Here is a 20,746-nt window from a genome sequence, read left to right as displayed (position 1 = left end):
CGCGTGAATGACCAACCGCTAAAAGGCGCCTTGCTGCTGGTTCTGGGCGAAGGTCTGCTGGCCATCATGGCCGCCATGATCAAGAATCTCTCCGATCACCTTGATACCGAGGTGATCGTGTTTGCCCGTAACCTCTTCGGGCTGTTGTTTCTGTTACCTATCATCATGCATCGAGGTGGCTTCGGTCAGCTCAAAACTGCCAATCTGCATCTTCACCTGATCCGTGCTTTTACTGGCGTTTCAGCCATGTTCTGTTTCTTCTATACCATTGGCCATATCGCTCTGGCAGAAGCGGTACTGGTAAAGATGACGGTTCCGTTCTTCCTTCCCGTGGTGGGCTGGTTATGGTTGAGAGAAACCATCCGCACTCGCACCTGGGTGGCGATTCTGGTGGGGTTCGTAGGTGTGGCTATCATCATGAGGGCCGGCACCGGCAGCATTGATCCTGTCATGTGGGTAGCATTGGCCGGCGCCGCCATCATGAGCATTGCCAAAGTCAGCATTCGGCGCATGGCCGTCACTGAACCGGCCCAACGAGTGGTGTTCTATTTTGCTTTATTTGCCTCGTTGTTCTCCGCGATTCCTCTACTCTGGGTAGACACCCTCCCCAGCGGTACCGATTACCTTTGGCTGATGGGGATCGGGCTGGTTGCCACCGGCGGCCAGTTTGCCATGACCAATGCCTACCAGATGGCCAGCCCTGGACAGGTCGGTGTCTACAACTATTCAGCAGTTGTCTGGGCCGCCCTGCTCGGCTGGATGTTCTGGGGTGAAACGCTGGTGATCACTACCATTCTGGGTACCCTGTTGATTGTGGCCGCCGGGGTCTGGAATTTGAAAGGCAAGAAGTGACAGCCCTCCCCGATGTTTTGCCGTAAATTGGCGCATCTGGCACCCTGAAGCTCATTACAATACCTTCTCAAAATTGCCTGCACACCGATGGATCGAGTCGCGCTTATGAGATTTTCATACCGTTTAATCGTCAGCTTGCTGGCCTCCCTGTCGCTGATTGCCCTTAGTGGCTGCGAAAACCCGGCTCAACAGGCCTATGAGTTTGGCCTGAATCTGGAAAAATCACGGGCGGGATTAACTCAACAGCAGACAGTCACACCAGACGGCATAGAATGGTCACTGCTCACCTCTGAGGGCAACGTGGACAAACCAGTGGTGCTTCTGATTCATGGGTTTGGCGCTGACGCCAGCAACTGGCTGCGTTTTGCTGGTGACCTGGAAGATGAATTCTACTTTGTGGTTCCCGATTTGCCTGGCCACGGCAAAACTACCCGCGACATTGATCTGGACTATCGCATGGCCTCACAGGCCAAGCGATTGCTGGCGCTGATGGACACACTGGGAATTGAGCAGTTCCACGTGGCAGGCAATTCCATGGGGGGAGCCATCACTCTTGAAATGGCCAGCCAGGCCCCTGAACGTGTTAAATCCATGGGACTGATCGACTCAGCCGGCCTGACACGGCAAACACCGGAATTTCGCAAGCTACTGGACAATGCGGAAGACAATCCATTGATCCCCTCCAGCCCGGATGAATTCAACACCACTCTGGAATGGGCAATGGAAGATCCGCCCTACATGCCAGATTTCTTCATCGATATCATGGGCCAGGAGAAAGCAGACAATGCCCCTGTCGCAGAAGCCATCTTTGCGCAGCTGAATGATGACCCGGGCATGAACCTGGAAGGTAGCGGAAAACTACAAGCGCTTACCACCCCGGCCTTGATCGTGTGGGGCCAGAAAGACCGCTTGTTGGGCGTCGACAATGTAAATGTCTTCCTGGAAGCGCTTCCCAACGCCCGCTCCGCGATTCTCGATAACATCGGTCATTTACCAATGACCGAAGCCCCCGGGAAAACAGCTGATCTGTTCCGCACCTTCTGGCTGGAAACTGGCAACCCACAATCCTGAGGCCTTGTGGGCTATTCAGGCTCCACCTGCCTGGCGGCACCCGTTCGCTGCTCAGGTGGAGTCCAGTCAAACGGCACGTCATAGCTCATCAGGAAACCTCCCAGAGTAATCAGCACCCGAGAGATACCGATGTACGAATCCGGGATGGAGATTCTCTCTTCCCTGAAGCGCTCCATCAGCTCCCCCATCGCCGCAACCGGTCCCTGCTGGCGCATCTGATCGGTCAGCACAAATAGAGCAAGTGCTTTCAAGGTCTCCGGTGACCCTCCTTTAAAACCCGCCTGAACGAAAAGCTCACCAATATCAACCTGACCCTCAAAGCCCATGATGCCGTAAAGCAGCCGGGAGTAACGGCGAACCTCATCCGGGGTGAGGATACCGATGGCCCCAAAATCAAGAATGACCACTTGTCCCTGGTCGTTGACCAGGAAATTGCCTGGGTGAGGATCGGCCTGATAAATCCCAAAGCGGGTCACTTGCTGGAGATAACTGGTCAGCAGCACCCCCAACAGATCGGCAGCCTGATCACGATGATCATCCAGGTAATCTCTCAAGCGTGTTTCCCCTTCCCAGCTGGTCACGAGAATTCGCTCACTACTCAGGGGCTTGATCAATTCGGGAATACGAATACGGGGCGCATGCGGTTGGCGAGCAAAACGCAACATGTTGGCGGCCTCGTTCCGAAAATCCAGTTCGATGGCCGTCATCGTCAACAGTTGCTCCACTGCCTGGCGCAGATCAAACTCACGAAACCGGGGAGCGGCAATCGCAGACAGCGCGCGAAACACTTTCGCATCCTGCAGAAACAGGCGTTGCACCTTGGGCAGTCTGACCTTGATCGCCACCTCCTGGCCATCGATCAGGCGCGCCCTGTGAACCTGCGCAATAGAGGCCACCGCAACCGGTTCCTCCTGAATCCAGAGAAAACGCTCACGCCAATTCTTGCCCCAGGCGCGGGCCAGTACCTTTGTGACAGCGGTGAAGGGCACCGGCTGGGCATCATTTTGTAGCTGTTGGAAGGCCTCGATATATTCGCGGGGTAATACATCCGGGCGGCAACTGAAAAACTGGGCAGCCTTGACCCAAAAGCCCCCATTACGTCGACATAGACGGGTGAGAATCTCAGCCCCACGGTGATGGGTTTCAGAGCGGTCACGGGCCCCTGACGCCGCATACAACGCAATCAACTGACTGATAGCAGTCGCTGCACGCAGGTAACGCGAGCGCCCTGCTGCAATGCCAGATAGCCCAATGACTCCCTCTTTAATCATGAATGACTACCCAGCCCTTCTTCATTCCAGTTGCTCGCATTATGCCAATCTGTCAATTCACTTTCTGGACTTGAATCGCACCGGGCCTGGCCTTAGTGTTTCAGACTTTTACAGCAGTGAGCGATTATGTCAGCTTCAGGGTTAGTTATAAGGGCTGGAGAGCCACATACCATTCGCACCCGTGGCATCACCCTGTTGCGCTCCGGCCACCGGGAAATTCGCCGGCTCAAGCGCGCCAACCACACCCCTTCCATTCATGGCAACAAAGTCTGGAATTCCAGCTTCCTGATCATGGATCACCTTACCCGGCAAAAAGTCCAGGCGGACCAGCACCTTCTGGATATCGGTTGTGGCTGGGGCCCGCTTTCGATCTTTGCTGCCAAGCGCTTTGGCTGTACCGTCACTGCGGTCGATGCCGATGAAGACGTCTTTCCCTATCTGGATTTGCATGCCCAGATCAACAAGGTTGAGATCCAGCAAAAGCAGGCACGATTTGAAAAGCTCACACAGAGCATGCTCAGCGATGTGAATATCATGGCCGGGGCAGATATCTGCTTCTGGGACGAATTGACCCCCGTACTGTTCAAGCTGATCCGCCGTGGCCTGAAAGCCGGGGTCAAAGAGATCATTATCGCCGATCCGGGCCGTAGTCCGTTTTATGCGCTGGCAGAGCGTTGTGAAAAGGCCGGACTGAATTCGCGGGTGGTAGAACGTCGCACCAAGACGCCCAAGGTATTGAGCGCCGATCTTCTGATTATCAACAATTGAAATTCATCCTAATGACACCATGTTGTTTCCATGAACATTGGAAGTAACGCCATGACCGACGACAACCAAACCACCGAAACCATCCAGCAGGGCCTGCCGGCCCTGCCCGACCAGCTCAAACCTCAGCGTATTTACCTGATTCCTGTACGCCACCGGCCATTCATGCCAGGACTGGTTCAACCGGTGATGCTGGACAAGGAGACCTGGACGCAAACCCTTGAGCGAGTCAGCCAGACCCCCCATCAATCTCTGGGATTGGTCTATGTGGGCGACAAGGATCCCGACACCATTCAGGCTGAGGATATGCCGGATTACGGCTGTCTGGTAAAAGTCCACGCTCTGAACGAAGAAAATGATCATTTTCAGCTGGTGGCTCAAGGGGCTGCCCGCTTCAGGGTTGAAGGCTGGCTGAATCGAAAGCGTCCGTTCATGGCCGAAGTCAGCTACCCCCAGCCAGAGCAGGAATCCGATGAGACCATCCGCGCCTACGGCATGGCCATCATCAATACCATTAAAGAACTGCTGCCCCTCAATCCGCTTTATAACGAAGGGTTGCGGCACTACCTGCAAAACTTTTCCCCCACCGAACCATCACCTCTCACCGATTTCGCTGCCGCACTGACCAGCGCTAGCGGTGATGAGCTGCAGGCGATTCTGGAAACCGTGCCACTGCGTCCGCGCATGGAAAAAGTGCTGACGCTGGTCAAAAAAGAGCTGGAAGTCGCCCGGCTGCAGAGCGAAATCACCGAAGAGGTAAACGAGAAGGTCAGCAAACATCAGCGCGAGTTCTTCCTGCGTGAGCAGCTTAAAATCATTCAGCGTGAGCTGGGCCTGAGCAAAGATGACAAGACGGCTGAGGCTGACGAGTTCCGTGCACGCATGCAGGCATTGTCCCCGCCAGAGGCAGTCAGCAAACGCTTTGACGATGAACTACACAAGCTGTCCATGCTGGAAACCGGCTCGCCCGAATATGCGGTCACCCGCAATTATCTGGATTGGCTGACCACCGTGCCCTGGGGCCAGTACAGCACAGACAATCTGGATCTCAGGCACGCCAAAACCGTGCTGGAAACCCATCACAGCGGCCTTGATGATGTGAAAGACCGCATTGTGGAGTTTCTCGCCGTTGGCGCACTGCGAGGCGAAGTCAAAGGCTCCATTATTCTGCTGGTTGGCCCTCCTGGTGTGGGTAAAACCAGCATAGGCAAATCCATCGCCGAGGCGCTGGGTCGAAAGTTTTATCGATTCAGTCTGGGCGGCATGCGCGATGAGGCTGAGATCAAGGGTCACCGTCGTACCTATATCGGCGCCATGCCCGGCAAGCTCGTGCAAGCCCTTAAAGAAGCCGGCACAGCCAACCCTGTGATCATGCTGGATGAAATCGACAAACTGGGACAATCCTTCCAGGGCGACCCCGCCTCTGCCCTGCTGGAAGTACTTGATCCTGAGCAGAATCAGGATTTCCTGGATCACTATCTTGATGAACGCCTGGATCTCAGCCATGCCCTGTTCGTCTGCACGGCCAATACCCTGGACAGCATCCCCGGCCCCTTGCTGGACCGGATGGAAGTCATACGTCTGTCCGGCTACATCACAGAAGAAAAGGTGCAGATTGCCCGTCAACACTTGTGGCCCCGCGCTCTGGAGCGGGCGGGCGTAAAATCTGCCCAGCTCAAGATCAGCGATAGCGCCTTGCGACAGCTTGTTGAGGGCTACGCCCGTGAAGCTGGCGTGCGCAATCTTGAAAAACAGCTGAACAAGATCATCCGTAAAGCCGCCGTGCAGCTACTGGATGGCACAGGCAAGATCAGCATCAGCGGCAAAAATCTCACCGATTTTCTCGGTCAGCCCTACTTTCAGACGGAAAAGACCCAGCGTGGAATCGGCGTGGTCACTGGTCTTGCATGGACCAGCATGGGCGGTGCGACACTATCGGTAGAAGCCAGCCTGGTACATAGCCGCCAGCGGGGTTTTAAACTGACCGGGCAACTGGGCGATGTGATGAAAGAATCCGCCGAGATCGCCTACAGCTATGTGGCCAGCCACCTCCGTGATTTTGGCCTTGCCGACGACATTCTTGATAACGCTTTTATTCATCTTCATGTCCCTGAAGGGGCAACACCCAAGGATGGCCCGAGCGCAGGCATCACCATGGCATCCGCCCTGCTGTCACTGTTGATGAAAAAGCGACTGCCAAGGAAGGTGGCCATGACGGGTGAACTGACCCTGACTGGTCAGGTACTGGCGGTGGGAGGCATTCGTGAAAAAGTCATCGCGGCCCGGCGCGTGGGTGTCCGGGAATTGATACTACCGGGAGCCTGCCAGCGCGACTTTGATGAATTACCCGAGTATCTGAAGGATGGACTGACCGTTCATTTTGCCGAACAGTACAACGATGTCTTTGGCATTCTCTGGGGTTAATGCTTCCATGTCTGGCAACGACAATGCTTCCTATTACATCGTGCCCACTTGCCATGAGCGGGTGGGCATTGTGTATCAGGATGCCGATGTCCTGCTCATCAACAAACCTGCATACTTGCTAAGCGTTCCCGGCCGAGCGCCAGAGAACAAGGACTGCGCCATTACCCGTCTGCAACAACAGTTCGAAGATATCCGCCTGGTTCATCGGCTGGATCTGGATACCTCAGGCATCATGGTGTTTGCACTCAGCCGTGAAGGACAAAGCAGACTGAGTCGTCTCTTCCAGCTGCGCACCGTCAAGAAGCGTTATCAGGCAGTGGTGCATGGCATCGTGGAACAAAATGAAGGCAGCATTGAGTTGCCTCTGATCGCGGACTGGCCCAACCGCCCGCTGCAGAAAGTGTGCTACGAAAACGGCAAACACGCCCTGACCCACTATCAGGTTCTGGAAAGAGATGAATGGCGTAACCGCACCCGTGTAGCGTTGAGCCCGGTCACCGGCCGCAGCCATCAACTGCGTATCCACTGCCGCGAACTGGGCCACCCCATCATCGGCTGCGACATGTACGCCCCACCGGAAGTAGAAGCCCTCAGCCCCCGGCTGCTACTGCATGCCGAATGGTTAGGCTTCAACCACCCCATCACCGGACTATGGAGCGAATTCACCTCGCCCTGCCCGTTCTAGCCAGGTCAGTAATCGTCACGCCTTGGCACAACCCAACGCGCTTCGCACAATTCGTCCCTCAAGCACGACTTCTACAGCAGTCATTACCGCAGTGATGGTTTTGAATTTGGGTTTTAGCTATTAACTATTCACTGTTAACTATTAACTGCTCTTTCACTCCCACTCATCACCATAATCATGCAGCAACTCCTCCCCTGCCTTGATCTTCTTCAAGGCCACCACCGTCAGGTCATCGTAATAGGCCACATTGGGCTTTTTGCCATGATTGATAAATTTCAGGTCACACTGAACCTGATATTTTTCCTTGCCGTCATCATCAATCCACAATACATGGGGGCCTTCACCCTTGGTACGCCGGGCCTTGCATAAGCCGAGCTCCGTCCCCTTGGCAATTGGCTGGGCTGCAAACAGGCCTCGTCCATGCAGTTCACTTTCCCGGACCTCGATGAGGTCGTCACGCAGATAAGGCTTGGGCATTTTTCAATGTTCCTGTTTATTGTCGCTCTGGCATTTTGCCAGAGAATGTCACAGTCTTCAGGGAATCACTTTTTTATGACAGGGATACGTTTGTGAATCTAATGCATACCGGCAAAGACCTGCTGCGCATGAACGAACTGGCCACCATCCTGTTTCGCTATGGTTTTGCTGATGTGATACGCCGTCTTGGCTTGTCTACACCTATTGAGCAGGCCGGCAAGCTGGTGCGCAGCCCGGTAAAGGGCGACATGCTGCGCATGGGCACGGCAGAACGGCTTCGTCATGCCATGGAAGAGATGGGGCCGACCTATGTCAAACTGGGCCAGGTACTGGCCACCCGCGTCGACCTGTTCCCCATGGACTGGATCAACGAATTCGAGAAGTTGCAGGATCAGGCGACAGCCATTCCCTTTGATGAACTCACCCCGCAGGTTGAAGCTGCCTTGGGCAAGCCCATCTCTGCGCTGTTTGCTCGCGTAGACCCTGAGCCGATTGGGGTCGCTTCGATTGGCCAGGTACACAGCGCGATCACCCGCCGTGGGCAAAAAGTGGTTCTCAAAATCCAGAAGCCCGGTATCCGCGACAAAATCGAGTCTGATTTACGGCTACTGGATCAACTGGCCAAGCTGGCCTCAGACAACTCTGTGGAACTGCGTCGCTACCGCCCGGTTGAACTGGTGCGGGAATTCCGGCGCTCCTTGCTCCGTGAGCTGGATTTCACCATCGAAGCCCGCAACGCAGACCGCATCCGCAAGAACATGCGTTCGCTGAAGTGGCTGTCCATCCCACGCGTACACTGGGAGTTGTCTTCCGCGACGCTGCAGGTGCAGGATCTGGTGCAAGGCATCCCCGCCAGGGCCGTTACCCAACTGGAAGAAGCCGGTCTGGATCGCAAGCTGGTAGCGCGGCGAGGCGCCCTGGCCGCGTGGAAGATGGTGCTTGAAGATGGTTTTTTTCACGCCGATCCTCATCCCGGCAACTTCATCATCCTGCAGAGCAATCGCATTGCCATGCTGGATTTCGGCATGGTGGGCAAACTCAGTCACAATCGTCGTGAACAGATTCTTCAACTCACCCGCTCTGTCGTGCTTCGAGAAGCTGAACAGTGCGCTGGCGTGTTGACGCAGTGGTCCGATGGTCAACCGATCAAATTCGATCAGCTGGTGTCAGATGTGGAAGACATCATCAGCCAATATCACGGCGTCGCGCTGGCAGAGCTGGATATTACGGCGCTGCTGGTTGATGTGACCGCCATGGTGCGCAACCACAATCTGGTGCTGCCCAGTGACATCGCCCTGCTGATCAAGGCGATCATTACACTGGAAGGTTTTGGCAGAATGCTGAATCCGGATTTTGACCTGATGACGGAAGCGGAACCTTTGCTCAAGCGCATGATCCGCACCCGTTATTCGCCTGTAAGACTGGCGAAAAGCCTGAGCCTGCGGGCACTGGACGTTGTCGACAAAGTGTACGCCCCGCCGTCCGTCCCGGGACAAGGGCCTCAACAGGATAGCGGCATCGACCCGCGACACCTGGAACGGCTGGTCTCCCGGCTTGAGCGAAGCCAGTATCGGCAGGTGCAGGCATTGATAGTAGTTGCAGGCTTTATCAGCGGCAGTATCCTGTTGGCCGGAAAGGTAGCCCCAGCCCCCTGGGGGGTGTCTCTGTTAGGGTTGCTGGTATTTTTGGGTAGTGCCGGCTGGGCCAGCTGGCTGATGTTTATTTCCAGGCGCTTCCTGAGGGAGTGGGAGTAATTGAATGAAATATAAAGGAAAAATTCTGGTGACGGTAATGGTCGGCATGCTGACCGCCTGCGCGACCTCTCCGCTGGGCCGCAACCAGTTTTTGCTGATGCCAGAAGATCAGATGAATGAAATGGGTGCTACAGCGTACGCACAGATCAAGCAAGAGACTCCCGTCAGCGGCAATCAGAGTCAGGCGGCCTACGTACGCTGTGTGGCCAATGCCATCACCACCACCCTGCCTGAAAAGCAGTCCTGGGAAGTGAATCTGTTCGAGGATAACGCAGCCAACGCCTTCGCCCTGCCGGGAGGCAAAATCGGGGTAAACACCGGACTTTTGAAGGTCGCCAAGAACCAGTCCCAGTTGGCCACCGTTATTGGCCATGAAATCGGCCATGTTCAGGCGCAACATTCCAACGAGCGCATGTCGCTTGAATACGCTACCCAGAATGGCCTGGGACTGATTGGCGCCATCGCAGGCCAGGATACCGCTGTGAAGCAAGGAATCTTTGCCGCTTTGGGGCTGGGTGCCGAGTATGGTGTTTCCCTTCCTTTCAGCCGCAAGCATGAGGCAGAAGCTGACATCATTGGTCTTCAGCTGATGGCCAAGGCGGGTTTTGACCCCCGTGAAAGCATCAACCTGTGGGTTAACATGGCTGCTGCCAATGGCGGCGAACCGCCAGAATTCATGTCTACCCACCCCTCCAACGAAACCCGTATCAACGGCCTTCAGTCAAAGCTGCCGGAAGTGATGCCGTTGTATAACAAGGCCAAGGCTGCGGGACGCAATCCGAGCTGCGGGTAAAAACCCGCTATGAGCTTTTAGCTACGAGCTACGAGCTACGAGAAAAACCCTAAAACAAAAAAACGCAGCCTCAACAGCTGCGTTTTTTGTTTTTACTGGTAGCTCGAAGCTCGTAGCTCGCGGCTGCCTTTAACTGTAGTACGCATTGTCCGTTACGGTGTGGTCTGTCTTGTCACGCACTCCGGTTAACTCCGGGATGCGCTCCTTCAGCGTTTTTTCCACCCCATCCCGCAGAGTGACATCGACCACCGAACAACCCTGACAACCGCCTCCGAACTCCAGAACGGCAACCATGTCCTCAGTCAGTTCCAGTAGCTGCACGCTGCCGCCATGGCTGGCCAGATTGGGGTTGATCTCGGCATAAAGCACGTAATTGATCTTTTCCTCGATGGAAGCATCGTCGCTGATGTCCGGCACACGCGACTTTGGCGCACGGAAAGTCAGCTGCCCACCCATGCTGTCCTTCTTGTAATCAATAACCGCATCTTCCAGATAACGAACACTCTTGCCCTCGATCCAGGCATGAAACCCTTCAAAGTCGAGGCGCATATCATCCGCTTCCTGCTCACCTTCCGGGCAGTAAGCCATGCAGCACTCAGCATGGGGAGTGCCGGGGCGCTCTACAAAAATACGCACACCGATACCGTCCTGGTCCTGCTTGCCAAGCAAATCACGCAGGTATTCCTGGGCGGGTTCCGTAATCTTGATCAACTGCTCTGACATTAGCCTTCCTGATCCGGGTTTCTGACAGTCCTCGGGGCTTCAAGCCACCGGACTATTCCGACTATTTTAGTCAGGTACTCCGCAGTTGCAAATGATCCAGTGCCCTATTTACGGTCAGGCTGTAAGTCCTCGGTTGGGAGGCGTAGAATATGCGCCTCTCCAAAGCCGTGTTGGCAGCCAAGGGGCCATAATGACCGAGCCAAGCGATAGCGAAAAGCAGGACAAGCCTTCTCTGTTCCAGACGATCCAGAGCATTCTGGCCGCCTTGTTTGGCGTACAGAGTGGCAAGAACCGCGAACGAGACTTCACCAAGGGTGATGCCGGTAACTACATCGGTGTCTATGTGATTCTGGTGATCGCACTGGTGATCGGTATGGTCATTACCGTCAACATGGTATTGGATGCCGCAGCCAAGTAAATTTGCGCATTTTTTAAGCGCCCCAGGTTATAGAGATATGCCAAGATATTTCTTTTAACTATAAGGGCGCTTTGCTAGAGTGCCGCACTGCCTATAGTAAGGCACTCCTTACTTATTGAATTCTCAAGCATTAAGGACGGTATACGGTCCCATGTACGTTTATCAGGAACATGATCAGCGATTGCTGGAAGAACGGGTGGCACAGTATCGTGACCAGACCCGCCGTTATCTTGCTGGCGAACTGAGCGAAGATGAGTTTCTTGCTCTGCGTCTGCAAAACGGTCTCTACGTTCAACGCTATGCGCCCATGATGCGCATTGCCGTTCCTTATGGCTTGCTGTCCAGCGCCCAGCTGCGCCGCCTGGCTCACATCACCCGCACCTATGACAAGGGTTTCTGCCATGTAAGCACCCGGCAGAACATCCAGCTCAACTGGCCGGCGCTGGAAGACGTGCCCGATATCCTGGCTGAACTGGCCGAAGTGCAGATGCATGGTATCCAGACCAGCGGTAACTGTATTCGTAACACCACCACCGATGAACTGGCTGGTGTGAACCCCAAAGAGATTGAAGATCCACGCCCCTGGTGCGAAATCATTCGCCAGTGGTCTACCTTCAATCCTGAGTTCGCTTACCTTCCGCGCAAGTTCAAGATTGCCGTCAACGCCGTACCGGATGAAGATCCGGCCATTATTGGTGTTCACGATATCGGTGTGCAGATCGTCCATAACGACGCAGGCGAAACCGGCTTTGAAGTCTGGGCAGGTGGCGGCCTGGGCCGTACTCCCATGACCGGTGCCGTGATTGGCGAGTTTGTTCCCTGGCAGCATCTGCTTTCCTATCTGGAAGCGATCCTGCGTGTGTACAACAAGTACGGCAACCGGGACAACAAGTACAAGGCCCGCATCAAGATCCTGGTAAAAGCACTGGGTGCTGATAAATACCGTGAGCTGGTTGCAGAAGAGTTCGCCGAGCTGAAAGATGGCCCCATGACCCTCACCGACGAAGAGGTTCAGCGCATCAAGCAGTGCTTCACTGCACCGGCCTACAACAGCAGCGCCGACAACAGCGAGCTGGAAGCGCAGCTGGCCGATAACAAGGCCTTTAACCGCTGGTATCACACCAACACCCACGCCCACAAAGAGGCTGGCTATCGTGCAGTCACCCTCACCCTGAAGAAGACATCTCGGGTGCCGGGCGATATTACTCATGATCAGCTGGACGCGGTCGCAGATCTTGCCGACCAGTACAGCTTTGGCGAGATCCGTAACAGCCACCAGCAGAACATGGTGCTGGCGGACGTCGCCAACAGCGATCTGTTCACCCTGTGGCAGAAGCTGGATGCCCTGGGCTTCGCCACCCCGAACCTGGGTCTGCTCACCGACATGGTCTGCTGCCCCGGCGGTGACCTGTGTGCGCTGGCCAATGCCAAGTCCATCCCGATTGCAGAATCCATTCAGCATCGTTTCTCTGATCTGGACTACCTGCATGACCTGGGCACGCTGGATCTGAATATTTCCGGCTGCATGAACGCCTGTGGCCACCACCACATTGGCCATATCGGCATTCTGGGCGTGGACAAGAAAGGTAAAGAGTTCTACCAGATCACCCTGGGTGGTCGTGGTGATCAATTCACCCGCGTAGGCGAGAAACTGGGGCCGTCATTTGAGGCTGATGAAGTCACTGATGTGATTCAGAAGATCATCGACCTCTACGTGGAAAAGCGCCACGAGAACGAACCCTTTATTGATACTTACGAACGCATTGGTATGGACACGTTCAAGGAGCGCATCTATGGATAAGGTCATCATTGATGGTGCCATCGTGGACAACCTGTGGCGGCGTCTGGAAGGCGAATCTCTGGAGAATGCCCTGCCTGAAGGCAAAATCATTGTCCCTCTCGCCTACTGGCAAGCCAATCGTGACACCCTCATCGCTCGTGGCGAGGTAGCGGTGTGGCTCGCGCCGGGTGAAGAGCCCCGTGATCTGGAAGACGATCTGCAGCAACTGCCTCTGATCGCGATCCACTTCCCTGCCTTCAAGGATGGCCGTGGTTACTCTTATGCTCGAGAGCTGCGCACACGTTATGGCTTCAAGGGCGAGATCCGTGCTACCGGTGATGTGCTACGAGACCAGCTGTTTTATCTGCAGCGCTGCGGATTCAATGCCTTTGAGATCCGTTCGGATCGCAGCATTGAAGATGCCCTGGCAGGCCTGAAGGATTTCACCGTCAGCTATCAGGGTGACGTGATGGACCCGCGACCGATTTACCGTCGCGCCTGATCCGGCTGCCACTGCCCCTCTGAAAACGCCGCTGCTAAAACCAGCGGCGTTTTCGCATCCAGATCACCACGCCAAGCGCAATCACACTCATGCCGGCACAGAACCACCAAAACGCCTTTTCGTTTTCCACGCCCGGCAGGCCACCCACATTGATACCAAACAAGCCGGTGAGAAAACCCAGCGGCAAGAAAAGTGCAGAGATGATTGCCAGCAGATACATGCGGTCATTAATCGCCTCATTCTGCACCGCGAAGACCTCTTCCTGAAGCAGGGTGGCATGTTCCCGTGCGGCATCCAGGTCCTCTACCAGCCGCAACAAACGATCCGAGGCTTCACGAATCTGCAGCACGTCTGCATCGGTAAACATGCGATCCGTCTGCAACTTGCTCAGCGCCTCACGTTGCGGCGCCAGATAACGACGCAGCGTGATGGCCCGGCGCCTAAGCAGACTGAGCTGCGCTGTCAGTGAAGCTGTTGGTGAGGCCTCCAGCTGCTCGGCACAGCTCTCCACTTCTGTCTCCAGGTTTTCAATCACATCCTCCATGCGCCAGGTGAGCTCATCCACCAGCCGAGCAACGAGGGCGGTGCTTGAGTGTACGCCCTCTCCCTGGAGCAGGTCGGTCTCTACAGTCTCTACCGTCAACAGCGTGCGCTTCTGGGTACTGATCACCCCGTTCGGCCCCAACCACAGCCGCAAGGCAATCATATCTTCGGGGCGTGCCCCTGGTTGCAAATTCACGCCCCGCAAGTAAACCAGCAAGCCTCCCGCCACCTCGGATGCTCTAGGGCGTGTTTCTGAAGCAGTCAAAGCCTCAATGACCCGCTCGGGAACCTTGTTGGCGTGCATCCACGCAGTGCTTTGCTGCTGGGTATAATCCAGGTGCACCCAATGCGTGCGCTCCGACTGCAACTCATCCCCTGAACCAAAGGGAGTACAACCACCCTGACCATCAAGGTAACAGGCAATCTTGAACCAATGTTCTTTGTCCATTCGGTGTCCTTACTCTGGCAACGCTGCCAGCTCTGATAATGAATCAATCGTAGCCCTGAAATCCAGCGCTTACAGAGGGAGGAAACTTGTCGAGGAAGCAGAACCCGGCAGTGATCCTTGCCGCCTTGCATGCACCGGGTTTCAGTCCTGAGCACTCAGGGTTTTATTGAGCTGAGTTTCAGCGTCATTACCTGTTAGGTTTTCCTCAAATGCTGAGGGTCTCTTATGGGATCGGGGATTTCGCGGTCGAACGCCCGCTCCCACAAAGCACGGTGCGGTCTTCTGTGGGAGCGGGCGTTCGACCGCGATGATGCGCGTAGCTCACTTCAATGATGTAAGCGAGACAATCCTCACGACAGAACGATTAAGCCAGCTTGGGGTGAGCAGAGACAAAGCATAAAAGCCAATAAACTGCTTTATGTGGTGACTCGAAGGAAGTTTAGAATGAATGCGGAACGGGCATAAAAACAGGGAGAGTGCGCGCGACCAAGCCGCGCGCGCTCCATCAGGGCAGGCGAACCACTACGCGGCCTCTTACGCCGCCTTTAAGAATGCGGGCCACCCAATCGTTGACTTCTTCAAGCCCGATTTCAGCAGCTTCCAGCTTGCTCATGCCGCCCGGGATCCACTCATCAGCAAGCAATTGCCACATCTGTTGTTTGATCTCGACGGGCAGCTCAACACTATCGACCCCAAGCAGATTGATACCGCGAAGAATGAACGGGAACACCGTCATATTCAGTTCCGGGGAGCCGGCAAGGCCACAGCAGGCCACACTGCCACCATACTTGACGCTTTTCAGGGCGGTAGTCAGTGCATCACCGCCCACGCAATCGACAGCACCCGCCCATTGCTCCTTGAGCATGGGTTTGCCGGCATTCTCGAGGAAAGTGGCACGGTCGATCACTTGAGCAGCGCCGAGCGTCTTGAGCCATTCAACGGCATCTTCCTTGCCTGATACCGCAACGACCTCAAAACCCAGCTTTGCGAGAATGGCCACACTGACGCTACCGACACCGCCGGTGGCGCCAGTAACCAGTACCGGCCCCTGATCAGGATTGACGCCAGTATCCAGTAAAGACTCGACACACAACGCCGCCGTCAGTCCTGCGGTACCCAGCACCATGGCATCACGGGGGGCCATGCCCTCCGGCAAGGGGACCAGCCATTCGGCGGGCACCCGAATATACTGTGCATAGCCGCCATCGGTGTTCATACCAAGATCATATCCGGTACAGATAACCGCATCCCCTACGGAAAACGGTCCGTCCCCCGCTTCCTCAACCACCCCCACAGCATCAATGCCAGGGGTGTGTGGAAACTTGCGAGTGACACCCTTGTTGCCGGTGGCGGACAAAGCATCTTTATAGTTCAGTGAAGACCACTGCACACGAACCAATACACCCTCGTTGCCGAGCTCAGACAACTCACGCTCAATCAAATCCGTTTGGTAGCCACCATCCGTTTCACGGGTCTGTAGTGCCTGGAAGGTCATAGGTCTTCTCCTGTGCCAAGAGCGAATCAGTGAATCTGGCGCTGACTGCCTCGATGCCAGAGGCGCTCGATAACGCGTTGCAGGGTTGTCTCCATCGAGAAACCCAGGCGCTCACCCAGCTTGCGCTTCACTTCCCAGTTAACCTGGTAGAGGGTGACAGTATCCTTGCGCTGTTGCAGTAGCTCGTCGCTGGTCATGATCTCGTCTACCAGGCCCATCTCTTTTGCCTGGATGCCGAACCAGTGCTCACCAGTGGCCACCTTGTCCAGATCCAATCCGCGACGATTCTCACGAACAAAGTCTTTGAACAGCTGATGGGTGTCTTCCAGCTCTTCCTGGAATTTAGCGCGGCCTTTTTCGGTGTTTTCACCGAGCATGGTCAGGGTACGCTTGTACTCCCCCGCCGTCATCAGCTCTACATCGATATCGTTCTTTTTCAACAAACGATGGAAATTGGGAATCTGCGCGACCACGCCAATGGATCCGATGATAGAAAATGGTGCAGCAACGATACGGTCTGCGATACAGGCCATCATATAGCCACCGCTGGCAGCCACACGGTCAACGGCGACAGTCAGCTTGATGCCACTGTTACGAATGCGGCGCAGCTGAGAAGCAGCCAGACCATAGCTATGGACCAGACCACCGGGGCTTTCCAGGCGCACCAGTACTTCATCGTTCTGGTTGGCCACTTGCAGGATGGCACTGATTTCACGGCGCAGGGTTTCTACGTCACTGGCTTGCACATCACCATCAAAATCAAGCACAAACAGTCGCGGTGGCACTTTATCTTCGGTACCCGCCTTTTTCTTTTGCTTGGCTTCCCGTTTTTCCTGCTTCTGTTTCTCTTTATGCGCTTTCTTGCGCTGAGCTTCAGGCAGAATCTCCGCCTCCAGCGCATCCTTCAGGTCATCAAATTCGTCGTTGAGATGGCGAACCTTGAGCTCCCCATCCTGCTCGCCCTTGTGACGCCCACGGGACGCCGTGGCCGCAATACCACCAATAATGAACAACATGGCCACCACCAGTGTGGCCACTTTGGCGAGAAACATGCCGTACTCAGAAAGAAACGCTATCACGGTATACCTGCTTGAATTGAAAGATCGTTGCCTGCCCGGCAGGCAGAATTCGGAAGATTCTACCTAAGCAAGGCGGCTGGGGATACTTGAGGGAGAGCCAATCAATGGTGATTGGCCCGGTGTGAAATCAGTTCCAGCCGGAAATGGCTTGCTGAGCGCTTCCATTCATGGGGCGAGCGACCAGCCCCGTTTGTCCAGCGGTGACTTCAAAAAGGGCACCATCCGCCATTGGCAAATAAGCCGCACTACCATAACGGGCATCGATGATCAGGCTCCAGCCATCCTTCGCCATTTTCCACACATCAAAGCCAACAGGATCACGGTGCAGGCTGTATACGGTGCGATCCAGGGAGCGCTCGTCTTCCAGTGCGTAGTAGCGCCCCGAAATCCGGTCAAGCTGGTAACCCGGCTTGAGGCCCAGCAAGGCAAACGGCACTTTCCATTTCAGAATGCGGGCGTCCAGTTGCCACTGGTCTCCTTTCAACCGGAAATCCTCCGCTACACCATCAGTTCGAGTCACGGTGGCGATAAAAGACTGTTCGCCGGACTGACGGAAGCTGACCGTGGCAACAGGGACTTCCTGCGCATACTCACGATAACCATAAATATTGAGCGCAAACACGCTCAGGTAAACTGCCATACCCACCAGCAGCAAACCTCCTGTCCCCTTCAGCCATTGCAACAACCATTTCTGCCGTAACAGAATCCAGGCTCCCGCCAGAACAAAGAACAGGCTAAAGGCAAAGAGAATTAATGGGGCAAGGGTGTAGTTCATGGTTATTCCTTGGATTCCAGTCCAGCAATCCAGCTGTCAATCAGGGTACGTGCAATGCTCCCTCGGGGCGGGATCATTGGTAAGTCTCGATAATGGAACCAGTCAGCAGCCACGATTTCATCATCATCAATCACAATCTCACCACCGGCATAGTCAGCATGAAATGCCAGCATCAGAGAATGAGGAAACGGCCAGGACTGACTACCCAAATAGGTAAGTTTGCCAACCTCAACACCGGTTTCTTCGCGCACTTCGCGCACCAACGCCTGCTCAGCACTTTCCCCGGCTTCCATAAAGCCCGCAAGGCAGGAAAACATGCCGTTTGGGAATCGGGTCGATCTGCCCAGCAAGGCTCTCTCTCCGTTCGTGACCAGGGTAATGACACAAGGCGTGATGCGCGGGTACTGGGTATATCCACACTGCTCGCATTGCATACAGAGCTCTTTGCCATGGGCATGAGTGGGGCACCCGCAGCGGCTACAAAAACGATGGTTTTTCTGCCAACTCAGGAACTGAAGCGCCCTGCTGAACATGCTAAAGCCGGCTTCATTCAGGTCCCCTGCCAGCATGTGGCGCTGAGCAACCGACTGAAGGCTGCCATCATCCAGTTCATGGCGAGCCAATTCACAGACATAGCACGGCTCACCATCAAGCCAACCAAGAAAATGATAATCAGGGTGCTGACGCAGCAGGAACGCCGGCAATACGGGAATACGCATATCCTGATCGAGCAAGATGTTCTGCTCGTGGATCACATAGCAGCGGCCGTGCTCCGCATCACCCTGCTCTGGACGGGACAGGTCTATCATCATGCGACCTTGTTAACCGGATAGCCCAGGGCCTTCATGCTCTCTTCCGCCACTTCCAGCACACCATCACCAATGGGCTTCTGTTCTTCCATGCTTTCCAGGTAGTAATCCACACCGGTCAGAGCATCAGCGAGCGTTTCCATATTTTCCCGGGTGGGATTTTCCGGGCCTTCGATGAGCTGCTTGACGATATATTTATGGCAAGACTCGGTAACACCTTTCGCACGCTCAAGATCCAGGAACATCAGCCCGCCAGCGATGGATGCGAAGGTGCCAGGCAGGTTCGACAAATGCATGGCGTCCCAGTTGTTGTCCATGAACGAGCTGATGGAACGCTTGGCCAGTGCCAGCCCCGCTCGGCATTCGCCGACCACAGTCATTCGTGCGTCATCCAGTTGATACAGGGATATGGCCGAATTGGACGCTGCACGGTGCACGTCATCTTCCGGTGCCAGGCTTCGCTCCAGGTTGGCAGCCACATTTTCGATGGTCAGCAAATCATCCACCAGCGCATGAAAATCTTCACTTTCCACACTCTGATCTGCGCTCCACTTGGCGACCAACACGCCACGCTGCTTGATCGCAGCTGCCTCGTCATCTTTACCAATCATGGAAAGCGTGCTGCCCAATCGCTGCAAGCTTTCCCCCACTTGCTGATAATTGGTATCCGCCACGCCCTGAGAGGCCATATCCAGGCTGTGCTTCAACTCTCCGATTTCATCGCGCATGGCGCTAGCGACAGAGCGAATAACAGAACCGCTCGCTCCTGTCATCAACGACAGTTCGCGCTGCAGTTCTTCATCAGAAATACTGTTTTTGAGTGAGTAGGCAGTCTTGATCTCATCGACCACCCCACTCTGCAGCTGACTGAGGGAAACCAGATACAGGCTCTCCTTCACCAGCAAAAGTGGCGCTTCCGCATCGAATGCCTGTTCGCCACCGTAAACCAGATTTTTCAGCTGGCGGTCATATTGCGAGAACAGCGCCTTGCGTGCGGGAGTGATTGCCATATCGTCGCTGAACATGGCGGTGAGTACACCTTGTGCCACCCACAGGAAACGGCTCATGCCGCAGGGTCCAGCGGCCTTGTCCAAGCGGGCAAGCGCACGGCCCATCAACTTCAAATTAGGTTTGGCGCTCTCTTCCCGGAGAATGCCCAATAGACCGACCTGGTACATGTGGCGCAAACGGCGCGCCAGCCCCGGCAGCTCAGAGCGACTCAACTCACTGACTTTGGCCGCCGGGGTACGCGGCACTGACAGGTCAGCACTGAAAAAATGGCTTTCCTGAATCAGGGGTTTGCCGTTGGCGCGGCGAAGATCATTCAACCCGCCGATCAACAGCGCCGGGAGCGTCCGATTCTTGAGCTGAACGTAATCGAAATATCGCGTAAGCAACACAATCGCGTTACCCAGGGCCTGCACCCGGGCGTCGGACACCTTTTCCCGCAGCTCCCTTGCAGCCAGCCCCATTTCCTCGCTCATTAGCGCAGCAGCAGGCAATTCAACTACCTGGCAGATGCCCCGCAATTGCTGGAAAGAGTCTGCGATATAGGTCAATTCTTCCTGGAGGCTGTGATTCTCGGAAAACACTTCCAGGCGATTTTCCGCCTCTGTAAGAGTGCTATCGATCGCTTCCTTGAGAAACGTCAGGGAGGTGGTATTTGTTATGGCAACCATGGACTCTCCGCAAGCACCAAACTGTTATTATCATCAGATCGTTTTTCCGGCGGCACATTAATAGAGGCCACGAACGCCACCATAAACGCCAAACCCGCTAACCACCGGACATCCATCCCTCCCTTCCAAAGGGTGAATGCATGGCACAACGATTGTAAAACAAGATGCACCAACTTTGGCACGGGATTAAACAATGCGTCAACTTTCATTGGTAAACAACTGATTTATCGGATTTTTGTTAACCTTAACACACTCTCGCGGGGCAACCAGATAACGCTCTCCTTACCCCCAACCTGCCACCCTCTCAATACGACCTTGATCTAGGACAATATGTCCCACTTTTGCACTGTACTGGGGCAGATCAACTCCTTATCATTGCGCCGCCTCCTTCTCTATACACCCG

19 protein-coding genes are annotated in these 20,746 nt (G+C 55.1%); 10 read left to right on the top strand and 9 right to left on the bottom strand.

What is annotated here, in order from left to right; translation table 11 throughout:
- Window positions 1-3: 3 nt before the first annotated feature.
- Window positions 4-852 (top strand): DMT family transporter, encoded by an 849-nt coding sequence (locus Y5S_RS04800; protein ID WP_035230940.1) that lies wholly within the window; start codon window positions 4-6, stop codon window positions 850-852.
- A gap of 105 nt (window positions 853-957) precedes the next feature.
- Complete coding sequence (locus tag Y5S_RS04795) at window positions 958-1,923, top strand: alpha/beta fold hydrolase (RefSeq protein ID WP_035230939.1); 966 nt, start codon at window positions 958-960, stop codon at window positions 1,921-1,923.
- A gap of 11 nt (window positions 1,924-1,934) precedes the next feature.
- Here Y5S_RS04795 and Y5S_RS04790 read toward each other — a convergent pair whose 3' ends face one another.
- Entirely contained in the window at window positions 1,935-3,194 is a 1,260-nt protein-coding gene (locus Y5S_RS04790) for an ABC1 kinase family protein (protein WP_035230937.1), read from the bottom strand.
- Window positions 3,195-3,320: 126 nt separating this feature from the next.
- Here Y5S_RS04790 and Y5S_RS04785 point away from each other — a divergent pair, with 126 nt between their 5' ends.
- Genes Y5S_RS04785 through Y5S_RS04775 form a run of 3 tightly spaced genes read left to right on the top strand, consistent with a single transcriptional unit; the run spans window position 3,321 to window position 7,068 of the window.
- Window positions 3,321-3,962, top strand: coding sequence for a class I SAM-dependent methyltransferase (locus Y5S_RS04785; protein WP_035230936.1), 642 nt, complete (start codon window positions 3,321-3,323; stop codon window positions 3,960-3,962).
- Window positions 3,963-4,013: 51 nt separating this feature from the next.
- Window positions 4,014-6,383, top strand: a complete 2,370-nt coding sequence (lon, locus tag Y5S_RS04780; protein ID WP_035230934.1) for an endopeptidase La — start codon at window positions 4,014-4,016, stop codon at window positions 6,381-6,383.
- Entirely contained in the window at window positions 6,358-7,068 is a 711-nt protein-coding gene (locus Y5S_RS04775; protein ID WP_407921413.1) for an RluA family pseudouridine synthase, read from the top strand. The genes lon and Y5S_RS04775 overlap by 26 nt, the downstream gene beginning before the upstream one ends.
- 153 nt (window positions 7,069-7,221) lie before the next feature.
- Here the strand turns inward: Y5S_RS04775 and Y5S_RS04770 are convergent, their stop codons facing one another.
- Entirely contained in the window at window positions 7,222-7,545 is a 324-nt protein-coding gene (locus Y5S_RS04770) for an SET domain-containing protein (RefSeq protein WP_035230931.1), read from the bottom strand.
- Window positions 7,546-7,646: 101 nt separating this feature from the next.
- On the opposite strand from Y5S_RS04770, the gene Y5S_RS04765 reads away from it, so the two are divergent.
- Entirely contained in the window at window positions 7,647-9,299 is a 1,653-nt protein-coding gene (locus Y5S_RS04765) for an ABC1 kinase family protein (RefSeq protein ID WP_035230929.1), read from the top strand.
- A 4-nt stretch (window positions 9,300-9,303) separates the two neighbouring features.
- Entirely contained in the window at window positions 9,304-10,092 is a 789-nt protein-coding gene (locus Y5S_RS04760) for a M48 family metallopeptidase (RefSeq protein ID WP_035230926.1), read from the top strand.
- Between the two features lie 129 nt (window positions 10,093-10,221).
- On the opposite strand, the gene nfuA is transcribed toward Y5S_RS04760, so the two are convergent.
- Window positions 10,222-10,815 carry a Fe-S biogenesis protein NfuA gene (gene nfuA / locus Y5S_RS04755; protein ID WP_035230924.1) on the bottom strand — a complete coding sequence of 198 codons (594 nt, stop codon included), beginning with the start codon at window positions 10,813-10,815 and terminating at the stop codon, window positions 10,222-10,224.
- 190 nt (window positions 10,816-11,005) lie between these two features.
- On the opposite strand from nfuA, the gene Y5S_RS04750 reads away from it, so the two are divergent.
- The 3 genes from Y5S_RS04750 (at window position 11,006) to Y5S_RS04740 (ending at window position 13,515) form a co-directional block, all read left to right on the top strand.
- Window positions 11,006-11,233, top strand: a complete 228-nt coding sequence (locus Y5S_RS04750) for a DUF2970 domain-containing protein (protein ID WP_035230922.1) — start codon at window positions 11,006-11,008, stop codon at window positions 11,231-11,233.
- Between the two features lie 151 nt (window positions 11,234-11,384).
- Window positions 11,385-13,034: a nitrite/sulfite reductase gene (locus Y5S_RS04745; RefSeq protein ID WP_035230920.1), complete on the top strand. Its 1,650-nt coding sequence runs from the start codon at window positions 11,385-11,387 to the stop codon at window positions 13,032-13,034.
- Window positions 13,027-13,515, top strand: coding sequence for a DUF934 domain-containing protein (locus Y5S_RS04740; protein ID WP_035230918.1), 489 nt, complete (start codon window positions 13,027-13,029; stop codon window positions 13,513-13,515). The genes Y5S_RS04745 and Y5S_RS04740 overlap by 8 nt, the downstream gene beginning before the upstream one ends.
- 34 nt (window positions 13,516-13,549) lie before the next feature.
- On the opposite strand, the gene Y5S_RS04735 is transcribed toward Y5S_RS04740, so the two are convergent.
- From Y5S_RS04735 to Y5S_RS04710, 6 genes are all read right to left on the bottom strand, one after another.
- The gene (locus tag Y5S_RS04735) at window positions 13,550-14,506 is read right to left on the bottom strand and encodes a zinc transporter ZntB (protein WP_035230916.1); all 957 of its coding nucleotides are present in this window, start codon (window positions 14,504-14,506) and stop codon (window positions 13,550-13,552) included.
- 505 nt (window positions 14,507-15,011) lie between these two features.
- Window positions 15,012-16,001, bottom strand: coding sequence for a YhdH/YhfP family quinone oxidoreductase (locus tag Y5S_RS04730; RefSeq protein ID WP_035230915.1), 990 nt, complete (start codon window positions 15,999-16,001; stop codon window positions 15,012-15,014).
- A gap of 26 nt (window positions 16,002-16,027) precedes the next feature.
- A complete protein-coding gene (gene sohB, locus Y5S_RS04725; RefSeq protein WP_197055099.1) occupies window positions 16,028-17,080 on the bottom strand; it encodes a protease SohB in 1,053 nt (350 codons plus the stop codon).
- 127 nt (window positions 17,081-17,207) lie between these two features.
- Window positions 17,208-17,855: a hypothetical protein gene (locus Y5S_RS04720; RefSeq protein WP_035230913.1), complete on the bottom strand. Its 648-nt coding sequence runs from the start codon at window positions 17,853-17,855 to the stop codon at window positions 17,208-17,210.
- A gap of 2 nt (window positions 17,856-17,857) precedes the next feature.
- Window positions 17,858-18,667, bottom strand: coding sequence for an NAD(+) diphosphatase (nudC, locus tag Y5S_RS04715; RefSeq protein WP_231552627.1), 810 nt, complete (start codon window positions 18,665-18,667; stop codon window positions 17,858-17,860).
- The gene (locus tag Y5S_RS04710) at window positions 18,664-20,343 is read right to left on the bottom strand and encodes a hypothetical protein (RefSeq protein ID WP_035230910.1); all 1,680 of its coding nucleotides are present in this window, start codon (window positions 20,341-20,343) and stop codon (window positions 18,664-18,666) included. Before Y5S_RS04710 ends, nudC begins: the two co-directional genes overlap by 4 nt.
- Window positions 20,344-20,746 lie beyond the last annotated feature (403 nt).

The organism is Alcanivorax nanhaiticus, assembly GCF_000756665.1.
In the GTDB taxonomy this organism is placed as follows: domain Bacteria; phylum Pseudomonadota; class Gammaproteobacteria; order Pseudomonadales; family Alcanivoracaceae; genus Alcanivorax; species Alcanivorax nanhaiticus.
Note: the sequence above shows the minus strand (reverse complement) of the source record. Positions and strands in the feature narration are given on the sequence as shown.